The 18,376-nt window shown below is 69.2% G+C and carries 18 protein-coding genes, 1 other RNA gene and 1 riboswitch; of the genes, 14 read left to right on the top strand and 5 right to left on the bottom strand.

Features of this window, described 5'->3' with window-relative positions:
- The coding region (locus QQK43_RS12425) for a nucleotide-binding protein (RefSeq protein WP_440589174.1) at nucleotides 1–792 on the bottom strand (792 nt) is incomplete at its 3' end.
- 1 nt (nucleotide 793) lies between these two features.
- Complete coding sequence (locus tag QQK43_RS12420; protein ID WP_284308040.1) at nucleotides 794–2,629, bottom strand: TonB-dependent receptor domain-containing protein; 1,836 nt, start codon at nucleotides 2,627–2,629, stop codon at nucleotides 794–796.
- A 78-nt stretch (nucleotides 2,630–2,707) separates the two neighbouring features.
- A riboswitch (cobalamin riboswitch) is annotated at nucleotides 2,708–2,952 on the bottom strand.
- Nucleotides 2,953–3,005: 53 nt separating this feature from the next.
- Between QQK43_RS12420 and QQK43_RS12415 the strand changes: the two genes are divergently transcribed.
- The 4 genes from QQK43_RS12415 to QQK43_RS12400 all read left to right on the top strand — a co-directional run bounded on the left by QQK43_RS12415 (nucleotide 3,006) and on the right by QQK43_RS12400 (nucleotide 4,730).
- Nucleotides 3,006–3,239 carry a DUF904 domain-containing protein gene (locus tag QQK43_RS12415; RefSeq protein ID WP_234264818.1) on the top strand — a complete coding sequence of 78 codons (234 nt, stop codon included), beginning with the start codon at nucleotides 3,006–3,008 and terminating at the stop codon, nucleotides 3,237–3,239.
- On the top strand, nucleotides 3,236–3,610 hold the full coding sequence (locus QQK43_RS12410; protein ID WP_234264819.1) for a cell division protein ZapA: 375 nt from the start codon (nucleotides 3,236–3,238) through the stop codon (nucleotides 3,608–3,610). Before QQK43_RS12415 ends, QQK43_RS12410 begins: the two co-directional genes overlap by 4 nt.
- 75 nt (nucleotides 3,611–3,685) lie before the next feature.
- Nucleotides 3,686–3,866: non-coding RNA, 6S RNA (ssrS, locus tag QQK43_RS12405), on the top strand.
- A gap of 48 nt (nucleotides 3,867–3,914) precedes the next feature.
- Nucleotides 3,915–4,730 carry a sulfite exporter TauE/SafE family protein gene (locus QQK43_RS12400; protein WP_234264820.1) on the top strand — a complete coding sequence of 272 codons (816 nt, stop codon included), beginning with the start codon at nucleotides 3,915–3,917 and terminating at the stop codon, nucleotides 4,728–4,730.
- A gap of 12 nt (nucleotides 4,731–4,742) precedes the next feature.
- Here QQK43_RS12400 and rraA read toward each other — a convergent pair whose 3' ends face one another.
- Complete coding sequence (gene rraA, locus QQK43_RS12395; RefSeq protein ID WP_234264821.1) at nucleotides 4,743–5,249, bottom strand: ribonuclease E activity regulator RraA; 507 nt, start codon at nucleotides 5,247–5,249, stop codon at nucleotides 4,743–4,745.
- Nucleotides 5,250–5,518: 269 nt separating this feature from the next.
- Between rraA and QQK43_RS12390 the strand changes: the two genes are divergently transcribed.
- Nucleotides 5,519–5,989 carry an SWIB/MDM2 domain-containing protein gene (locus tag QQK43_RS12390; protein WP_234264822.1) on the top strand — a complete coding sequence of 157 codons (471 nt, stop codon included), beginning with the start codon at nucleotides 5,519–5,521 and terminating at the stop codon, nucleotides 5,987–5,989.
- 126 nt (nucleotides 5,990–6,115) lie between these two features.
- Here QQK43_RS12390 and QQK43_RS12385 read toward each other — a convergent pair whose 3' ends face one another.
- On the bottom strand, nucleotides 6,116–7,819 hold the full coding sequence (locus QQK43_RS12385; RefSeq protein WP_284308034.1) for a thiamine pyrophosphate-binding protein: 1,704 nt from the start codon (nucleotides 7,817–7,819) through the stop codon (nucleotides 6,116–6,118).
- Between the two features lie 38 nt (nucleotides 7,820–7,857).
- Between QQK43_RS12385 and QQK43_RS12380 the strand changes: the two genes are divergently transcribed.
- The 9 genes from QQK43_RS12380 to QQK43_RS12340 all read left to right on the top strand — a co-directional run bounded on the left by QQK43_RS12380 (nucleotide 7,858) and on the right by QQK43_RS12340 (nucleotide 17,072).
- Nucleotides 7,858–8,508, top strand: coding sequence for a TetR/AcrR family transcriptional regulator (locus tag QQK43_RS12380; protein WP_284308031.1), 651 nt, complete (start codon nucleotides 7,858–7,860; stop codon nucleotides 8,506–8,508).
- 74 nt (nucleotides 8,509–8,582) lie between these two features.
- Complete coding sequence (locus QQK43_RS12375) at nucleotides 8,583–9,590, top strand: Bug family tripartite tricarboxylate transporter substrate binding protein (RefSeq protein ID WP_234264825.1); 1,008 nt, start codon at nucleotides 8,583–8,585, stop codon at nucleotides 9,588–9,590.
- A gap of 19 nt (nucleotides 9,591–9,609) precedes the next feature.
- The gene (locus QQK43_RS12370; RefSeq protein WP_234264826.1) at nucleotides 9,610–10,101 is read left to right on the top strand and encodes a tripartite tricarboxylate transporter TctB family protein; all 492 of its coding nucleotides are present in this window, start codon (nucleotides 9,610–9,612) and stop codon (nucleotides 10,099–10,101) included.
- Nucleotides 10,102–10,113: 12 nt separating this feature from the next.
- Nucleotides 10,114–11,604 (top strand): tripartite tricarboxylate transporter permease, encoded by a 1,491-nt coding sequence (locus tag QQK43_RS12365; RefSeq protein ID WP_234264827.1) that lies wholly within the window; start codon nucleotides 10,114–10,116, stop codon nucleotides 11,602–11,604.
- Entirely contained in the window at nucleotides 11,601–12,443 is an 843-nt protein-coding gene (locus QQK43_RS12360; protein ID WP_284308027.1) for a sugar phosphate isomerase/epimerase family protein, read from the top strand. The genes QQK43_RS12365 and QQK43_RS12360 overlap by 4 nt, the downstream gene beginning before the upstream one ends.
- Entirely contained in the window at nucleotides 12,440–13,795 is a 1,356-nt protein-coding gene (locus tag QQK43_RS12355; RefSeq protein WP_284308025.1) for an enolase C-terminal domain-like protein, read from the top strand. The genes QQK43_RS12360 and QQK43_RS12355 overlap by 4 nt, the downstream gene beginning before the upstream one ends.
- 21 nt (nucleotides 13,796–13,816) lie before the next feature.
- Nucleotides 13,817–14,980 (top strand): Gfo/Idh/MocA family protein, encoded by a 1,164-nt coding sequence (locus tag QQK43_RS12350; RefSeq protein WP_284308023.1) that lies wholly within the window; start codon nucleotides 13,817–13,819, stop codon nucleotides 14,978–14,980.
- An 8-nt stretch (nucleotides 14,981–14,988) separates the two neighbouring features.
- Nucleotides 14,989–16,176 (top strand): dihydrodipicolinate synthase family protein, encoded by a 1,188-nt coding sequence (locus QQK43_RS12345; protein WP_234264831.1) that lies wholly within the window; start codon nucleotides 14,989–14,991, stop codon nucleotides 16,174–16,176.
- A complete protein-coding gene (locus QQK43_RS12340; RefSeq protein ID WP_284308021.1) occupies nucleotides 16,173–17,072 on the top strand; it encodes a sugar phosphate isomerase/epimerase family protein in 900 nt (299 codons plus the stop codon). Before QQK43_RS12345 ends, QQK43_RS12340 begins: the two co-directional genes overlap by 4 nt.
- Before the next feature lie 29 nt (nucleotides 17,073–17,101).
- On the opposite strand, the gene QQK43_RS12335 is transcribed toward QQK43_RS12340, so the two are convergent.
- On the bottom strand, nucleotides 17,102–18,358 hold the full coding sequence (locus QQK43_RS12335) for an MFS transporter (protein ID WP_234264833.1): 1,257 nt from the start codon (nucleotides 18,356–18,358) through the stop codon (nucleotides 17,102–17,104).
- Between the last annotated feature and the right edge of the window lie 18 nt (nucleotides 18,359–18,376).

Here is an 18,376-nt window from a genome sequence, read left to right as displayed (position 1 = left end):
CACGGTGCGGCCTTGCAGCAAGGCGGGCGTGGAGGCAGGTTCCGGCGCCTCGAAACGCACGGCCCAGCGCTGCCAGCCGGCCGCATCCAGCTGGCCCAGCGGGGTGCGGGCCAGGGCGTCGGCGAGCGCGTCCAGGCGCGCCATCGCATCGGGCAATTCGGCCGCCAGGGTCAACCCCAGATGGCGCTCGGGCAGCGCAAAGGCCGTATCGCGCGGCAGGGCCCCGAGCCAGCCGGCGTCGAGCCCGCCCGGTTCGGCGCCCAGGTCGTCGGCCCGCACCGAGCGGCACAGCATGCGGGCATGGCCTTCGCTGGCCACGCGGTTGGCCAGCACGCCGGCCCAGGGCAGGCCCGCCCGGTAGTGGCGCAGGCCGTGCACCAGCGCACCGAAAGTGCCCGCCATGCCCGAGGCGTCGATGACGGCGAGCACGGGCAGGCCGAAACGCTGTGCCAGATCGGCCGCGCTGGGCTCGCCGTCGAACAGGCCCATGACGCCTTCGATCAGGATCAGGTCGCTGTCGGCCGCCGCCGCGTGCAGGCGGGCGCGCACATCGTCTTCGCCGTTGAGCCACAGGTCGAGGTTGTGCACCGGCCGGCCGCTGGCCAGCGCGTGCCAGTGCGGGTCCAGAAAGTCGGGCCCGCACTTGAACACGCGCACCCGCCGCCCCTGCCGCGTGTGCAGGCGCGCCAAGGCCGCGGTGACGGAGGTCTTGCCCTGGCCCGAGGCCGGCGCCACCACCATCAGCGCCGGGCAGGCCTGGGCACCACGCAGCGGTGCAGCCGGGTGCGTCATCTCAGCGCGGCGACCAGGTCAGACCGAGGTAGAACGTGCGTCCGGCGGTGGCGTAGCCCAGCACCGACTCGTAGGCCTTGTCGGTCAGGTTGTTCACCCGCGCCAGCAGTTGCCAGTCGCGGGCGATCGTGGTGCTGGCGCTCAGGTTGAGCAGCGTGTAGGCAGGCAGCAGTTGCGTGTTGGCCGCGTCGTTGTAGCGCTTGCCCACGTGCTGCAGTTCGCTGCCCAGGGTCCAGCCGGCCAGCACGGTGTCGGCGGTCAGCGTGGCCTGCGTTTCGGCGCGGCGCGCCAGCAGCATGCCGGTGTCGCTGTTCTTCGGCCGCATCAGGTCGAGCGAGCCCCCCAGGTTCACCATGCCCACGCGCAAGCCGCCACTGAGCGTAGCGCCGTGGTACTGCGCACGCCCGGTGTTGCCGTAGCAACCGGCCCAATCGCCCACGCCGTTGAGGCAGTTGCCCGGGCCGGCCACGTAGTTGATCAGGTCCTTGACCCGGCTGCGGTAGAGCACCAGCCCCGCATGGCGGGTGCCGTCCTGCCAGCGCAGGCCGGCTTCGGCGCTGCGCGAGGTTTCGGCCTTGAGGTCCGGCGTGCCGTAGAGGCTGAAGCGCTGGAACAGCGTCGGCACGCGGAAGGCCGTGCCGGTGGATGCCGTCAGTTGCCATTGCGGGCTCAGCGCATAGCCGTAGGCCAGCGAGCCGGTGGTTTCGGCACCGAATTCGCTGTCATCGTCCCGCCGTGCGTTGACCTGCAGGGTGTGGGCGCCGGAACGCAGGCCGTAGCCCAGGGCGACGCCATCCAGGTGGCGGTCGCTCACCGCGGGCACGGTGCTGTCGTTCTCCAGGTTGTCCTTGCGGCGTTCGACATCCAGGGTCAGCAGGCCGGGCCCGGCTTTCCACTCGTTGCGCAGCAGCAGCGTGTCGACGCGGGTTTCGCTCAGGTAGGGCGAGGGCGTGGTTTCGTAGCGGTCGGTGCCCCGGCTGACGCTGACGCGGGTGCGCCAGGCATCGCTCCAGCGGCCGTCCCAGTTCAGGCCCAGGGTCCGCAGATGGCTGCGGGACTGGTCGTCCACCCCGGGCACGAAGCCGTCGTAGTCCGCCTTCTGGCGGTTGTCCAGCCAGGTCAGTTCCAGGCGCTGGCCCGGGGCCAGCTTCCAGCCCAGACGACCGGAGAACGATTCGTTGCGGTAGCCGTCATCGTCGGGATTGCCTTGCGGACGGGCATTGAAGCCGTCGCTGCGCTCGGTGCCCAGACCCAGCGCGTAGTCGAAAGCCCCTTCCCCACCGCGCAAGGACACCTGGGCCTCGCGCGTGCCGTGCGAGCCCAGACCCACCCGCACCGACGGGAAAAAGCCTTGCTCGCCGGCGCGCGTGAAGATCTGCACGACACCGGCCATCGCGTCGGAGCCGTACACGGCGGCAGCCGGCCCGCGCAGCACCTCGATGCGCTCGACCTGGGACAGCGGGATGGCGTTCCAGCTCGCACCGCCGGTGGCCTGGGAGTCGACACGCACACCGTCGATGAACACCGCCGTGAAGCGGGTCTCCCCGCCGCGCAGGTACAGGCTCGTGGAAGCGGCCGGCCCGCCGTTCTGGTTGATCGTGACGCCAGGGACGCGCGCCAGCACCTCGGCCACCGAGCTCACCCCGCTGCGCTCGATGGCGTCGCGATCGACGATGGACACATCGGCCACCACGTCGGTGATGGGCTGCTCGGAGCGGGTGGCCGACACCACCACGGTGGGCAGCGTGGTCTGGGCCAGGGAGGCAAAGGAAGCGCAGGCGGCCGCACAGGCCAGCGGCAGCACGGCCAAGCGTGCACGGGAAGCGTGGGTAGACATGAAAAAGAATGGCGATGAAGCTGCCCTCGCCATCTTCCCCGACAGCGCATGGGCGATACGGCGGAGCCCGCATGCGCGCGCACCACCACCTCGTTGGCCGGTATCCGGGCTGACAGAAACAACCTCCAAAAGCCTTCCCAGACGTCGATGACGTCCAGTGGCTGTTGATGGAAGCGGGGCCTGCGCTGAAAACGAAGGCCCGTCTGCTTACCGTTGCGGGGGCAGCGCAGGTTAGGTCCACCCGGCATGGGCTTTCCCTCCTGCTTCCCGTTGAACTGCGGCGTGAGACCCACACCGCGAGCACCAACACCGCCATTGTAATTGGCCCCGCCCTGCCACAACCCTACAATGTCCCGGCAACTCGTGGTAACCATGCATGGCCGACCTCAATCCCATTGACCAGATCGCCGAGCGGGTGGAACGCCTGCTGCTGCGCCATGAAGAACTGCAGCGCACCAACGCGCTGCTGACCGAACAGGTGCAGACCCTGCAGGCTGAGCGCGACTCGCTGCGCTCGCGCCTGAGCGCCGCGCGCGGACGCATCGAGGCCCTGCTCGAACGCCTGCCGCTCGACCCGGCCGATGCGGCCCCCGCCAAGGAACGCGAATGAACAAGCCCGCGACCAAGCAGATCGAGGTGCAGATCATGGGCCAGAGCTACCTGCTGGCCTGCCCCGCCGGTGGCGAACAGGCCCTGCTCGAAGCCGTGGAACGGGTCGACACCGCGATGTGCCGCATCCGCGACGCCGGCAAGGTCAAGGCGCGCGATCGCATCGCCGTGCTCGCCTCGCTGAACCTGGCTTTCGAGCTGGCCCAGAAGGAAACCCAGGCCCTCGAAGCCACGGCCCACCCGACCCCGCTGCCTCCGGCCATGGCGGCGGCCGCACCGGCCGAGTCGTGGGACACCGCATCGCTGGCCCGGCTCGACGACCTGGCCCGGCGCATCGACCACACCCTGGGTCAGGACGGCCAGTTGCTCTGATCGCGCTTTCGCGGCGCCCCGGACCGGCGGTGGCTCCGGGACAGCGCCGCGAGGCAGGCAACCGGCCTACAATGGCGTTGTCTGCGGTGCATGCCGGGCTTTATATTTCCTTGAACCAATGCTCTTTGAGCCCGGGCTTGGTACATTGCGTGGCTGGTGCGAGCGTCTCGCGTCAGATGAACCCGAAGCCCCGCTGCCCTCGCCCACCTGAACCCCCGGTTCAGGATGACGGTCCGGTGGCACTTGCAGACACCTTCTTTTTTCATGCGGCCCTCTGGGCCGCATGTCTTTTGTGCGCCGCCCTATGCTCGACCCCCTGCTGATCCTGGAACTGGCCGCACTGGGCCTCGCCGCCGGCTTCCTCGCCGGGCTGCTGGGCATCGGCGGCGGCATGCTGATGGTGCCCTTCATCACCCACATCCTCGGCGCCCGGGGCGTGGCGCCGGACCTGGCTGTCAAGATGGCCATTGCCACCTCGATGGCCACCATCATGTTCACCTCGATCTCCAGCGTCCGGGCCCACCACCGCAAGGGCGCGGTGCGCTGGGACATCGTGCGCCAGCTTGCACCGGGCATCGTGATCGGTGGCGCCATCGCCAGTCTGGGCGTGTTCGCCGTGCTCAAGGGCAGCACGCTGGCCTTGCTGTTCGCGGTGTTCGTCGGCTTCTCGGCCACACAGATGCTGGTGGACCGCAAACCACGCCCGTCGCGGGCCCTGCCCGGCCCCGCCGGGCAGACCGGCGCCGGCGCCGCCATCGGGCTGCTCTCGGGCCTGGTGGGTGCGGGCGGTGGCTTTCTGAGCGTGCCCTACATGACCTGGTGCAACGTGGCCATCCACAACGCCGTGGCCACCAGCGCCGCGCTGGGCTTTCCGATCGCAGTGGCCAACGTCATCGGCTACGCCGTGTCGGGCCAGGGCATGAGCGGACTGCCGTCCGGTTCCCTCGGCTACATCTCCCTGCCTGCGCTGGCCGTGATCGCCAGCGCCAGCGTGCTGATGGCCCCCCTGGGTGCCAAGGCCGCGCACGCCCTGCCCGTGCGCACCCTCAAGCGCGCTTTCGCCGGCGTGCTCTACCTGCTGGCGGCCTACATGCTCTTCAAGGGACTCGGCAGCGCCTGAGGCCACCGAGGCTCAGGCTTCCAGACGGCGGTCGGACACGACGATGCCGTCTTCGTCCGCGTAAAGCCAGTCACCAGGCCGGACCCAGACGCCCTGCACCAGAACAGGCAGATCGCGCAGACCTTCGGCTTTGCGCTCGGTCGGCAACGGCATGCTGGCCAGCGCCCGGATACCCACCTCGCAGACAGCCAGCTCCGCCACATCGCGCACGCAGCCGTCGATGACCACACCGGCCCAGCCATTGCGGGCCGCCGCCGCGCCCAGGTTGCCGCCGAGCAGCGCGCGCCGCAACGAAGCGCCACCGTCCACCACCAGCACACGCCCTTCCCCCGGGCTCTCGACGGCGGCCTTCACGGGCGTGTTGTCCTCGAAGCACTTGACGGTGACCACCGGCCCGGCAAAGCGGCGCACGGCACCGAAATCGCGGAACACCGGAGGCAGCACGCGAAAGCGGCCGCTGGCGTCGTTTTTGTGCGCATCGCACAGGTCGCAAGTGGGTATCACAGGGGTCGTGTTCATGAGGAAATCGGCGGGCAAAAAGGGGGAGACAAAGGCCTGGTCAGGCGGCGGAAAACCGCATCATGCCAAGGCCCGCCAGCAGCCGGATACAGGCGGTGGTGACAAGTGTTGTTTTCGGGGCCAAAAAAGAGGGCCAACCCTCGGGAAACGCGCAAAAAATCAGGCGCTCCACCTTGGAATGGCCCGGCATCTCCATTAGCATGCGGAGCACTGGTGAGAAAGCGCGTTTTCCGCCAGTCTCCGACTCACTTCTAGAAGGAAACTCCAACATGGCAACTGCAAAGAAAGCTCCCGCCAAGACGGCGGCAGCCGCCCCGGCCAAGAAGGCCGCTGCTCCGGCGAAGAAGGCCGCTGCGCCCGCCAAGAAGGCTGCCGCTCCGGCGAAGAAGGCCGCTGCGCCCGCCAAGAAGGCTGCCGCCCCGGCGAAGAAGGCCGCTGCGCCCGCCAAGAAGGCTGCCGCTCCGGCAAAGAAGGCCGCTCCTGCCAAAAAGCGCACCCCCAACGCCGCCTTCCTCAAGCCCCTGACCCCCAGCGCTGCGCTGGCCGCCATCGTCGGTGCCGCTCCGCTGCCCCGCACCGAAGTGACCAAGAAGGTCTGGGACTACATCAAGAAGAACAAGCTGCAGGACTCGGTGAACAAGCGTGTCATCAAGGCCGACGCCAAGCTCAAGGAAATCTTCAAGAAGACCGAAGCCACGATGTTCGAACTGACCAAGTTCGTCAACGAACACCTCAAGTGAGCTGACGCCCGGCAGCCCGGCATCTGACCGGCTGCCTCCAGGCAAAAAGAAAGCCGGCATCTGCCGGCTTTCTTTTTGCCTGCGGCGTCGCCCCCGCCCGGTTGGCGTTCGCGTTTCGGTGGGTGCTCAGGCAGCGCCCTGGCTGGCCCGGCGGATCGCCGACAACGTGCCGCGCGTGGTGATCACCTCCAGATCCAGCGGCACCTCGATCAGGGTGCCGGTGGGCGCGGCCAGCGCGCGCAGCAGCGCCGGCTCGAAAGCGGCTGTCCCGGTCACGCGTTCGGCCGCCCAGCCATAAGCCCTCGCCAGCGCACAGAAATCGGGATTGCCCAGCGCGGACCCGCTCACATGGCCGGGATAGGCCCGCTCCTGGTGCATGCGGATGGTGCCGTAGCTGCCGTTGTTGAGCAGCAGCACGATGCAGCGCGCGCCTTCCTGCACGGCCGTGGCCAGCTCCTGTCCGTTCATGAGGAAGTCGCCGTCGCCCGTGATGGTGAACGCCACCCGGCCGGAGGTGATCGCGGCACCGATACCGGCCGGCACCCCGTAGCCCATGGCCCCGTTGGTGGGGGCAAGCTGGGTCTTGAGCCCCCTGGCGAGGCCGTGGTAGCGGTAGAAACGGTGCAGCCAGCTGGCGAAGTTGCCGGCCCCATTGCTCACCACGGCGTCGGCCGGCAAGTGCCGCTGCAGCGTGTGGATGAGGGCCGGCATGTCGATGGGACCAGGCAGCTCAATGCCACCATTGCCCGGATCCACGTTGGCCAGGTAGTCGGCGTGGCAGGCCTTGGTCCAGGCCGTCCAGGGCAGTGTCGGCGGCGCCGTCAGCACTTCCAGGCTGCGGGCCGCGGCGTTCATCGTCGCCTGCATCGCCAACACCGGCTGGTACACCCGCCCGAGTTCCTCGGCACTGGCGTGGATGTGCACGAGCTTCTGCCGGGGCTGCGGGGCCTCGATCAGCGCGTAGCCGCCGGTGGTGGCCTCCCCCAGGCGCGGACCAATGGCCACGATCAGGTCGCTGTCGCGGATGCGCCGGGCCAGCGCCGGGTTGATGCCCAGCCCGACGTCGCCCGCATAGTTCGGATGGTGGTTGTCGAAACAGTCCTGAAAACGGAAGGCGTTGGCCACCGGCAGTTGCCAGTTTTCCGCAAAACGCTGCAACGCGGCCGCACTCTGCGGCGTCCAGCCACCGCCACCAGCGATCACCAGCGGACGCTCGCTCGACAGCAGCAGGCGACGCAGCTCGCGCAGACCACCGGGATCGCTCCAGGCCTGTACCGGCTCGACCCGCGGCAGCGGCGCCGCCGCCTCCACGGTCTGGGCCAGCATGTCCTCGGGCAGCACCAGCACCACCGGGCCGGGCCGCCCGTTCATCGCCGTGGCAAAGGCACGCGCCACGTATTCGGGCAACCGACGCGGGTCGTCGATGCGCTCGACCCGCTTGGCCAGCCCCTTGGTCGAGGGGCCAAAGAATGCCGCGAAGTCCACTTCCTGGAACGCCTCGCGATCGCGCGCGTCGCTGGCCACGTCGCCCACAAACAGCACCAGGGGCGTCGAATCCTGAAACGCGGTGTGCAGGCCGATGGCGGCGTTGGTCGCCCCCGGCCCACGCGTGACGAAACACACCCCGGGCCGCCCGGTGAGTTTGCCCTGGGCTTCGGCCATGAAGGCCGCACCCCCCTCCTGCCGGCAGGTCACGAACCGGATGCGATCTTCATGCACATGGAAACCGTCCAGCACGGCCAGGTAGCTTTCACCCGGCACCCCGAAGGCGTGGGTGACCCCCTGGGCGATCAGGCATTCGACGAGCAGGTGGCCGGCAATCTGGGGCATGGCTTGACTTAATTAACCAACTAGTGAATTATCGCGGCATGCACACAGAACAGGCACCTGCCACGGAAGAGCGTCAGCGGGACGCCGAACGCTCGCAGAGCACCATATTAGCGGCGGCCCGCGACGAGTTCGCCGAACACGGCCTGGGTGGCGCGCGCATGGACCGCATTGCCGAACGCGCCGGGCTCAACAAGCGGCTGATCTACTACTACTTCGCCGACAAGGAGCGTCTGTTCCAGGCCGTTCTGGAGCAGGCCTACCGGGACATCCGCGACCGGGAGCGGGCGCTCAAGCTGCAGGATCTGAGCCCCACGGAAGCCGTGCGGCGGCTGGTGGAATTCACCTGGCAGTACTACCTCGAATGCCCCGAATTCCTGACGCTGCTCAACAGCGCCAACCTGCACCGGGCCCGGCATCTGCACCAGTCGGCCGAGGTGCGGGAAATGAACTCGCCCCTGGTGGACATGCTGGGCGAAATTCTCGAACGCGGCCGCAAGGACGGCAGCTTTCGTGGCGGCATCGATCCGGTGCAGCTGTACGTGTCCATTGCCGGGCTGGCGTACTTCTACCTGTCCAACAACCACACGCTCTCGGCCATCTTCGGGCGCGACCTCATGACCCCCAAGGCGCGCAACGAGCGCCTCTCGCACATGTGCGACGTGATCCTAGGGTATGTCCTGAGAGATTGACGGTCCAGACAAATTGACACCCCGTGGGCGCTTCCTACAATTCACTGTGCGGTGAATTAAACAGGAGACAACCCATGCCATCGTTCCCCCTTGCCCGTCGTGCGCTGGTTCTCGGCGCCCTTTCCCTCGCTGCCGGCGCCGCCATGGCGCAGTGGAAGCCCGACCGCCCGATCACGCTGATCGTGCCCTGGGCTCCGGGCGGCTCCACCGACCAGGTGACCCGCGTCACCGCGGCCGAACTGGAAAAGCACCTGGGCCAGAAGATCGTCATCATGAACCAGCCGGGCGCGTCGGGTTCGGTGGGCACCAAGAACGCCATGGCTGCGCCGGCCGACGGCTACACCTGGACCGCCGGCGGCGCCAAGGACCTGGGCACCTACAAGGTGCTGGGCATGCTGGACACCTCGGCCAGCGACTGGAACCTGTACCTGAACGTGGCCCACATTGCCGTGGTCGGCGTCAATGCCGACACGCCTTACAAGACCATGCCGGACCTGCTGGCCGCCATGAAGGCCAACCCGGGCAGCATCTCGGTGGCGACCGCGGGCGTGAATTCCAGCGGGCATTCGGCCATCGAGGCGCTCGCCCGCGCCACGGGCGTGACCTACAAGCACGTGACCTACGACGGTGGCGCCCCCGCCGCGGTGGCCGCAGCCTCCGGCGAAACGCAGGTGACCACCCAGCTGGCCGCCGAGCAGACCGACATGATCCGCGCCAAGAAGATCCGCCCGCTGGCCGTGGTGGGCGACAAGTCCATCGAGATCGAAGGCTACGGCACCATCCCGCCGCTGTCGCAGTTTGTGCCGGGCTTCAAGGACCCGATCAACTACTTCGGCATCTTCGTGCCCAAAGCGTCGCCGCCCGAGGTCAAGCAGACGCTGGACCGCATCTGGGCCACCGAAATGGTCAAGAACGAAGCCCTGCGCAAGTACGCGCAGTCGCGCGGCGCCATGTTCGCCCCGATGGCGGGCGACGAAGCGCAAAAGGCCGTGTTCCCGGCCATCCAGGCCTATGCCTGGACGCAGCAGGCCGCTGGCAAGGCCAAGGTGTCGCCCGACACCGTGGGCATTCCCAAGCCCTGACATCCCAGCAGGAACACCCATGAGCGAGGGCGGAACAACCGCCCGCTCCGACCTCCGGGGCGGGGCGGCGTGGGCAGGCTTTGGCCTGCTGATCCTGGGCGAGTCGCTGCGCATGGACCGTTTCGAGTCCATGGGGGCGGTGATCTACAGCATGCCGGGCTTCGTCCCGGGCATGCTCGGCGTGGTGGTGCTGTTGCTGGGCATCAGCCTGATGCTGCGCGGCTGGCGACGCCAGCGCGACGAAGCCGGCGCCGACGCGCCGGACGAACCGCTGTTCAACCGGCGCATCGTCGCCACCATGGCGCTCTGTCTGCTGTACGCCGGGCTGCTGATCGGCCGGGCCCCGTTCTGGCTGGTCACCGCGCTCTTCGTCGGCGCCTTCGTGGCCGTGTTCGCCCCGGCGGAGCAGCCCCTGCGCCGCCGCATCGCGGTTTCGATGCTGGCGGGCGTGATCACCGCTGCCGTGGTCACCGTGGTGTTCCAGCAGGTCTTCCTTGTCCGCCTCCCCTGATTGCGCTTGCCCATGCTCGACGGACTGCTTCTTTTCGGCCAATCGATCCTGCGCTTCGGCGCACCGGAAACGATCTTCCTGGCCTTGCTGGCCTCGCTGGTCGGTGTGGTCATGGGCGCCCTGCCCGGGCTGACCGCCACCATGTCGCTGGCGCTGGTGACCACGCTGACGCTCAAGCTGCCGCCGGAACAGGCGCTGCTGATCCTGATCTGCACCTACGTCGGCTCCATCTATGGCGGATCGCGCTCGGCGATCCTGCTGAACATTCCGGGCACGCCGGCCTCGGCCGCGTCCTGCCTCGACGGCTACCAGCTGGCGCGCCAGGGCATGGCCGGCCGCGCCATGGGCATCGCCACCACCGGCTCGGTCATGGGCACGCTGATCGGCATGTTCTTCCTGGCGGCGTTCACCCCCGTGCTGGGCGGGCTGGCCCTGAAGTTCGGCGCCTACGAATTCTTCTGGCTGGCGCTGTTTGGCGTGATCATTGCCGGCACCCTGACCGGCGACGATCCGCTCAAGGGCTGGATCGCCGGCATCGCCGGGCTGTTCATCGCCACCATCGGCCAGGAGCCGCAGTACGGCTACGAGCGCTTCGCCTGGGGCGTGCGCGACCTGGCCGGCGGTATCCAGCTGGTGCCCGCGCTGGTGGGGGCCTTCGGTTTCGCCGAACTGCTGACCGCCATGCGCCAGCGCCAGGCGCCGGTGAAGATCAGCGCCTTCGACACCGTGATCCCCAAGCTGCGTGACGTGACGCGGTACTGGCGCACCATCCTGCGCTCCGGCCTGATCGGCACTGGCGTGGGCATCGTGCCCGGCGTGGGCGAAGACGTGGCCGCGTGGTCGTCCTACGCCGCCGCCAAGCGCGCCAGCCCGGAGAAAGCGCAATTCGGCAAAGGTTCGGTGGAGGGCCTGATGGCGGCCGAAACCGGCGACAACGCCTGCGTGCCCGGCGCCATGATCCCGGTGCTGACCCTGGCCATCCCCGGCTCCGCGCCTGCCGCCGTGCTGATGGCCGCGATGATCATCCACGGCGTCAAGCCGGGGCCGCTGATCATGGTGGAGAACCCCTCGTTCGTGTACGACGTGGTGGCCATGATGCTGTTCGCCACCATCGGCATCCTGATCTACGGCCTGGTGCTCACCAAGGCGCTGGTGCAGGTGCTGCGCGTGCCCCAGCACCTGATCGTGCCGATCATCTTCGTGCTCTGCTCGGTGGGCAGCTTCGCCATCGCCGGACGCCTGTTCGACGTCTACGTGATGCTGGCCTTCGGCCTGATCGGCTTCTTCCTGCGCCACTTCGGCTACCCCATGGCGCCGCTGGTGCTGGGCATCGTGCTGGGCGACCTGCTCGAAAAGAACCTGCGCCGCGCGCTGATTCTGTCGGACGGCGACCTCTCGCCCTTCTTCACCCGACCCATCTCGGGAGCCGTCGCGGCCCTGATCTTCGGCACCATCGGCTTCAAGCTCTACAGCCTGCACCGACGGCGCAAGGGGGCCGCATGAAGCTGGCCCTGTGCAACGAGGTGCTGCACCCCCTGCCCTTCGAACGCCAGTGCGCACTGGCCGCCAGCCTGGGTTACCAAGGGCTGGAGCTGGCGCCCTTCACGCTGGCCGACGATCCGCTCGCGCTGGACGAAGCCGCTGCCCGGCGGCTGCGTGACACCGCCCGCGACCACGGCCTGGCCGTCTCCGGCCTGCACTGGCTGATGGTCAAGCCCGAGGGCCTGTCGCTGGTCGACCCCGACCCCGGCGTGCGGACCCGCAGCCTGCGCTGGCTGCGTCAACTGATCGGTTTTGCCGCGGCCTGCGGCGCGCCCGTGCTGGTGCACGGATCGCCGCGCCAGCGCTCACCGCTGCCCGGCCAGAGCGTGGGCGACGCCACCGCGCGCCTGGCCGATGCACTGGCCGAGCTGGCACCCCATGCCGAAGCGGCGGGCGTGACCTATTGCCTGGAACCGCTGTCGCCGGCCGAGACACCGGTGATCAACACCGTGGCCGAAGCCGCCGCGCTGGTGGACCGCATCGGCTCCCCCGCGCTGCGCACCATGCTCGACACCAGTGCCGCCGCACAGGCCGAGGCCGAGCCGCTTCACACCGTGCTCGCGCGCTTCCTGGCCAGCGGCCACATCGCCCATGTGCAGCTCAACGACCGCAACCGGCGCGGCCCTGGCCAGGGCGACACCGCACTGCTGCCGGTGCTGCGCACCCTGCGCGACACCGGCTACGCGGGCTGGATGGCGGTGGAACCCTTTGATTACGTGCCCGATGGTCCGGGCTGCGCGGCGTTCAGCGCCGGGCATGTGAGCGGGCTGCAAGCCGCGCTGGAGGCCGAATCGCCATGAAGGCTGTCGCCCTGAAACTGCTGTCGGTGGCCCTGTACGAACGCCCCGTCACCCTGCGCCTGCCGTTCCGCTTCGGCGCCGCCACCGTCACCCGCTGCCCGCAGGCCTTCGTGCGCGTGCAGGTCGAGATCGAGGGCCGCCGCGTCGACGGAGCCAGCGCCGAGCTGATGGTGCCCAAGTGGTTCGACAAGCACCCCGAACTCACCCACGAACAGAACTTCGAGCAATTGCGCCAGTCGCTGCGCAGCGCCCGCGACGCCTACACCGGCGCCGGCCCCATGGCCAGTGCCCACCGGCTCCACCAGGAGGCGGGCAGCGCCGCGATCGCCACGTCGGTGGCGCAGGGCCTGCCCCGGCTGGCGGCGCAATTCGGGCCCGCACAGCTCGACAAGGCCGTGGCCGACGCGGTGCTCAAGGCGCGCGGCCTGGGCTGGGTGCGCGGCTTGCGGGCCGGTCTGCTCGGCGACCCCTGGAGCCCCAGCCTGCCGCTGGTGGAAGCCGCCAGTGTCACGCTGCGCCACACCGTGGGCCTGGCCGACCGCCTGCAAGACCGCGACGATGGCCACGATCCGCAGGACGGCTTGCCCGCCACCCTGGAGGCGGCCATCCGGGCCTACGGCCTGCACCACTTCAAGCTCAAGCTCTCAGGCCAGATCGAACCCGACCGGGAGCGCCTCGCGCGCATCGCCGCGGTGCTCGACACCCATGCGGGCGACTACCGCGTGACGCTGGACGGCAACGAAACCTTCACCGACACCGATGCCCTCGGCCAGCACTGGCAGGCTTTGCAGGCCACGCCCGCCCTGCAAGGCCTGCTGCAACGCACCCTGCTGCTGGAGCAGCCACTGGCGCGCAAGGTGGCGCTGGAACAGCCCCTGCATGCCCTGAAGATACCGGTGCCCGTGATCCTCGATGAATCCGACGACAGCGACGACGCGCTGGAGCGGGGCCTGGCACTCGGCTACCGGGGCATTTCCAGCAAGGCCTGCAAGGGCATCTACCGGTCGCTGCACAGCGCGGCGCGCATCGCGCGCACACCCGGCCTGCTGCTCTCGGGCGAAGACCTCACCTGCCAGGCCGGCCTGGCGGTGCAGCAGGACTGCCTGCTCGCCAGCAGCCTGGGCGTGACCCACATCGAACGCAACGGCCACCACTACGTGGACGGCTTCGGTATCGCGCCCGCGGAAGAAGCCACCGCCTTCGCCCGCGCCCACCCGCACCTCTACGACGACACCGCCGGGCGCCCGCACCTGGCCGTGCGCCAGGGGCAGATCGCCCTGCAAGACCTTCACGCCCCCGGCTTCGGCAGCAGCGCCGCGCCGCTGTGGGACCGCCTCACCCCCATTCTTTGAAACCCGCCAGGAGGACACACCATGGCCACCCAGAATCTCGGTCTCATCATGCACGGCGTCACCGGACGCATGGGCATGAACCAGCACCTGATCCGCTCCATCGTCGCCATCCGCAACCAGGGGGGCGTGACGCTGTCCAACGGTGACAAGGTCATGCCCGACCCGATCCTCATCGGCCGCAACGCCGAAAAGATCGAAGCGCTGGCCCGGGCCCACGGCATCGGCCGCTGGGGCACCAACCTCGACGCCGCGCTGGCCAACCCCAGCGACACCGTTTTCTTCGACGCCGGCACCACGCAGATGCGCCCCACCCTGCTGGCCCAGGCGCTGCGCGCCGGCAAACACGTGTACTGCGAAAAACCCATCGCCACCACGCTGGCCGAGGCGATGGACATCGCCAGGACCGCGCAGGCCTCGGGCCTGAAACACGGCGCCGTGCAGGACAAGCTGTTCCTGCCCGGCCTGCGCAAGCTGGACATGCTGCGCCGCGCCGGCTTCTTCGGTCGCATGCTGTCGCTGCGCCTGGAGTTCGGCTACTGGGTGTTCGAGGGCGACCTGCAGCCCATCCAGCGCCCGAGCTGGAACTACCGCGCCGAAGACGGCGGCGGCATGATCCTCGACATGATGTGCCACTGGCGCTATGTGCTGGACAACCTGTTCGGCGAGGTCAAGAGCATCAGCTGCCTGGGCACCACCCACATCCCGCAGCGCTGGGACGAAGCCGGCCAGCCCTACCCCTGCACCGCCGACGACGCCGCCTACGCCACCGCCGAACTGATCGGCCACAACGGCGAGCCGGTGGTCGCGCAGCTCAACATGAGCTGGGCCACCCGCGTGAACCGCGACGACCTCGTCACCTTCCATGTGGATGGCACACACGGCTCTGCCGTCGCCACGCTCACCGGCTGCAAGGCGCAAAGCCGCGTGAACACGCCGCGCCCGGTGTGGAACCCGGACATCAAGAACACCATGAACTTCTCCGAGCAGTGGCAGGACGTGCCCGACACCCAGGCCTACGACAACGGCTTCAAGATCCAGTGGGAACACTTCATCCGCCACGTGGTGGAAGACGCGCCCTACCAGTGGACCCTGCCCGAAGGCGCCAAGGGGGTGCAGCTGGTGGAAACCGCGCTGCAAAGCTGGAAAGAGCGCCGCTGGGTGGACGTGCCCGCGCTGAATTTCTGAGGCGCGCCATGACACTGTCGCTCAACCTGCCCCAGACCGACGGCGCGCTGGCCCGCTACGCGCTCCAGGGCGCTCCGCTCGCACTGCCCGCCAGTCGCCCCGCCTTCAACCGCATCGCCTACTCCGCCGCCCATGTGGTCGCCGACCCGCGCGCCGCCATCGACCCCTGGCTGCAGAGCGCGGTGGACTGGGACGCCACCATCGCCTACCGCCAGCGCCTGTGGTCGCTGGGGCTGGGCGTGGCCGAGGCCATGGACACCGCGCAACGCGGCATGGGCCTGGACTGGCCCACCTCGCTGGAGCTGATCCGCCGCTCGCTCGACGCCGCGCGCGACGTGCCCGGCGCGCTGGTGGCGTCGGGCTGCGGCACCGACCACCTCGCTCCCGAGGACGCGAAAAGCGTGGACGACGTGATCCGCGCCTACGAAGAGCAGATGGCCGCCATCGAAAAGCTGGGCGGCAAGCTGATCGTGATGGCCAGCCGTGCCCTGGCCCGTGTGGCCAAAGGCCCGGCCGACTACGAACGCGTCTACGACCGCGTGCTGAGCCAGGCGCGCCAGCCGGTGGTGCTGCACTGGCTGGGCGAGATGTTCGACCCGGCGCTGGCCGGCTACTGGGGCACACGCGACACCGACGCCGCCATGGACACGGCGCTGGGCATCATCGCCGCGCACGCGGACAAGGTCGACGGCATCAAGATCTCCCTGCTCGACAAGGACAAGGAAATCGCCATGCGCCGGCGCCTGGCGCCCGGTGTGCGCATGTACACCGGCGACGACTTCAACTACGCCGAACTCATTGCCGGTGACGGCTGGGGCAACGAAGCCACGCACGGAAAAAGCGACGCGCTGCTGGGCATCTTCGACGCCATCGCGCCGGCCGCGAGCGCTGCGCTTGGCGAACTGGCGCAGGGCCACACCGAACGCTTCCACGCCATCCTGGGCCCCACGGTGCCGCTGTCGCGCCACATCTTCCAGGCGCCCACGCGCTTTTACAAGACCGGCGTGGTCTTCATGGCCTGGCTCAACGGCCACCAGAGCCACTTCACCATGGTCGGCGGCCAGCAGAGCACGCGCAGCCTGGTGCACCTGGCCGAGCTGTTCCGCCTGGCCGACGCGGCCCACCTGCTGGAACAACCCGAACTGGCCGTGCAACGCATGGGCCAGTTGCTGGCCGTGCACGGGGTCGCGGCATGAGGGACTTTTCCGCGGACCACCGCTGGCTCTCGATCAACACCGCGACCATCCGGCGCCAGCGCGGGCAGGAGGTGCCGCTGGCACGCCTGATCGACCAGTGTGCGGCACACGGCGTGCGCGCGATCAGCCCCTGGCGCGACCAGGTGGCCGCCGCCGGCTTGGCCGACACCGCGCGCCAGCTCAAGGCCCTGGACATCGGCCTCTCGGGCTACTGCCGCGGCGGCTTCTTCCCGGCCGCCGATACCGCTGGCCTGCGCGCCGCGCTGGACGACAACCGCCGCGCCATCGACGAGGCGCTGACGCTGGGCGCGCCCTGCCTGGTGCTGGTGGTCGGCGCCCTGCCCGGCGCGCTGGAAGGCCGGCCGGTGCACAAGGACATCGCCCGCGCGCGTCACGAAGTGCGCGACGGCATCGCCGCCACGCTGGCCTACGCGCGCGAAGTGAACCTGCCGCTGGCGATTGAGCCCCTGCACCCCATGCAGGCCGCCGAACGCGCCTGCGTCAACACACTGGAGCAGGCGCTGGACCTGTGCGATGAACTGGACCCGGCGCGCAGCGGCCTGCTGGGCGTGGCGCTCGACGCCTACCACTGCTGGTGGGACCCGAAGCTGCAGGCCCAGACCGCCCGCGCGGGCGAACGCCGCACGCCCCAGGAGCGCTCGCGCCTGCTGGCCTACCACGTCTGCGACTGGCTCACCCCCACACGCGACCTGCTCAACGACCGCGGAATGATGGGCGATGGCGTCATCGAGCTGCGGCGGCTGCGCCAGTGGGTGGAAGCCGCCGGCTACGAAGGCTTTGCCGAGGTGGAGATCTTCTCCACCCAGGACTGGTGGCAGCGCGACGGCGACGAGGTGCTGACCACCTGCATCGAGCGGCACCGCACCGTGGTCTGACGGCGGGCGCCATTGGGCGCCCGTTTTTTTCAGGCAGCGGCCGACACCGGCCCGGCGGCGGTGCGCCGCACCCGGCGCACATTGAAGGCGCTGGCGATCAGCACCGCCTGCACCACGGCCAGCCCCAGCAGCACGGCGGTGTACTGGCCATGGTCCATCAGGCGGCCGAAGATCAGCGGCGTCGCCGCCTGGCCGATGTCCAGCCCGGAATAGACCACCCCGTACACGCGGCCGGTGGCGTTTTCGGGCGTGGAGCGTTTGACCAGCAGATCGCGCGACGGCCCGGCGATGCCCGAGGCAAAGCCCATCAGCGCAAACAGCACCGGCACGGCCATCACCGGCAGATCGGCCAGCGCCAGGGTCAGCGCCATCACCGCGGCGATGCCGAAAGCCACGCCCACGATGCGTTCGCAGCGCGAAGGATCGGCCGCCAGGAAGCCGCCCAGCACCATGCCGCCAGCGGCCGACACCATGTAGGCCGTCAGGCAGACCGCGCCCAGCGCCAGCGGCACACCGTGCAGGTGGCGCGCCGCTTCCGGGGCAAAGGCCTGCACCACGCTGATCACCATGGCGTAGAAAAAGAAGAACCCGAAGCACATCCACACCGCCGGGATGCGCAGGAAGGCAAACCCGCTGTCGGCCGGCTGCGCGCCCTGGGCCCCGGTGGCAGGTGCCGGACGGGCGGCCGGCAGCGCCAGCCAGTCGCGGCGCCACCAGACCACCACCAGCACCACCAGCGCCACGACACCGGCCGCCGCCAGCGCCACACGCCACGAAAAGGCCAGGGTCAGCGGCACCACCAGGGCTGGTGCCGCCGCCCAGCCCAGGCTGCCGGTGATGCCATGCACGCTGTAGGCGTGGCCCAGTCTGGAGGCGCTGACCTTGCGGTTGATCAGCGTGTAGTCCACCGGGTGGAAGACCCCGTTGCCCACCCCGGCCACCATCGCAAACACCGCCAGCATCCAGTAGCTGGTGCTCAGGGCATAGCCGAATGCCGCCACCGCCAGCAGCCCCAGCCCGGCGAACAGGATGGGACGCGGCCCGTGCCGGTCGACCAGGAAGCCGGACGCCGTCTGCACCACGCAGGAGACGATGAAGAACAGCGTCATCAGAAAACCCAGCTGGGTGTAGCTGACCTGGAAGGCGTCCTTCAGCCAGGGGAACAGCGGCGCCAGCAGCAACTGGGAAAAGTGGCTGATCAGGTGGGCGATGCCGATGAGGGAAATCACGCCCGCGTCCTGCTTCAGGGGCACGAGCGGGGTCGGGGAAAGGCTTGCGGTGCTCATGGCCGGTACTGTAGTATC

Source organism: Hydrogenophaga electricum (assembly GCF_030160815.1).
Lineage (GTDB): Bacteria > Pseudomonadota > Gammaproteobacteria > Burkholderiales > Burkholderiaceae_C > Hydrogenophaga > Hydrogenophaga electricum.
The sequence above is the reverse complement of the archived record's forward strand: the minus strand, read 5'-3'. Positions and strand labels throughout refer to the sequence as shown.

Excerpts from the sequence above, each read along its gene's own strand:
- QQK43_RS12420 (WP_284308040.1), bottom strand. The coding sequence starts at position 2,629 with ATGTCTACCCACGCTTCCCGTGCACGCTTGGCCGTGCTGCCGCTGGCC.
- QQK43_RS12415 (WP_234264818.1), top strand. The coding sequence starts at position 3,006 with ATGGCCGACCTCAATCCCATTGACCAGATCGCCGAGCGGGTGGAACGC.
- QQK43_RS12410 (WP_234264819.1), top strand. The coding sequence starts at position 3,236 with ATGAACAAGCCCGCGACCAAGCAGATCGAGGTGCAGATCATGGGCCAG.
- QQK43_RS12400 (WP_234264820.1), top strand. The coding sequence starts at position 3,915 with ATGCTCGACCCCCTGCTGATCCTGGAACTGGCCGCACTGGGCCTCGCC.
- rraA (WP_234264821.1), bottom strand. The coding sequence starts at position 5,249 with ATGAACACGACCCCTGTGATACCCACTTGCGACCTGTGCGATGCGCAC.
- QQK43_RS12390 (WP_234264822.1), top strand. The coding sequence starts at position 5,519 with ATGGCAACTGCAAAGAAAGCTCCCGCCAAGACGGCGGCAGCCGCCCCG.
- QQK43_RS12385 (WP_284308034.1), bottom strand. The coding sequence starts at position 7,819 with ATGCCCCAGATTGCCGGCCACCTGCTCGTCGAATGCCTGATCGCCCAG.
- QQK43_RS12380 (WP_284308031.1), top strand. The coding sequence starts at position 7,858 with ATGCACACAGAACAGGCACCTGCCACGGAAGAGCGTCAGCGGGACGCC.
- QQK43_RS12375 (WP_234264825.1), top strand. The coding sequence starts at position 8,583 with ATGCCATCGTTCCCCCTTGCCCGTCGTGCGCTGGTTCTCGGCGCCCTT.
- QQK43_RS12370 (WP_234264826.1), top strand. The coding sequence starts at position 9,610 with ATGAGCGAGGGCGGAACAACCGCCCGCTCCGACCTCCGGGGCGGGGCG.
- QQK43_RS12365 (WP_234264827.1), top strand. The coding sequence starts at position 10,114 with ATGCTCGACGGACTGCTTCTTTTCGGCCAATCGATCCTGCGCTTCGGC.
- QQK43_RS12360 (WP_284308027.1), top strand. The coding sequence starts at position 11,601 with ATGAAGCTGGCCCTGTGCAACGAGGTGCTGCACCCCCTGCCCTTCGAA.
- QQK43_RS12355 (WP_284308025.1), top strand. The coding sequence starts at position 12,440 with ATGAAGGCTGTCGCCCTGAAACTGCTGTCGGTGGCCCTGTACGAACGC.
- QQK43_RS12350 (WP_284308023.1), top strand. The coding sequence starts at position 13,817 with ATGGCCACCCAGAATCTCGGTCTCATCATGCACGGCGTCACCGGACGC.
- QQK43_RS12345 (WP_234264831.1), top strand. The coding sequence starts at position 14,989 with ATGACACTGTCGCTCAACCTGCCCCAGACCGACGGCGCGCTGGCCCGC.
- QQK43_RS12340 (WP_284308021.1), top strand. The coding sequence starts at position 16,173 with ATGAGGGACTTTTCCGCGGACCACCGCTGGCTCTCGATCAACACCGCG.
- QQK43_RS12335 (WP_234264833.1), bottom strand. The coding sequence starts at position 18,358 with ATGAGCACCGCAAGCCTTTCCCCGACCCCGCTCGTGCCCCTGAAGCAG.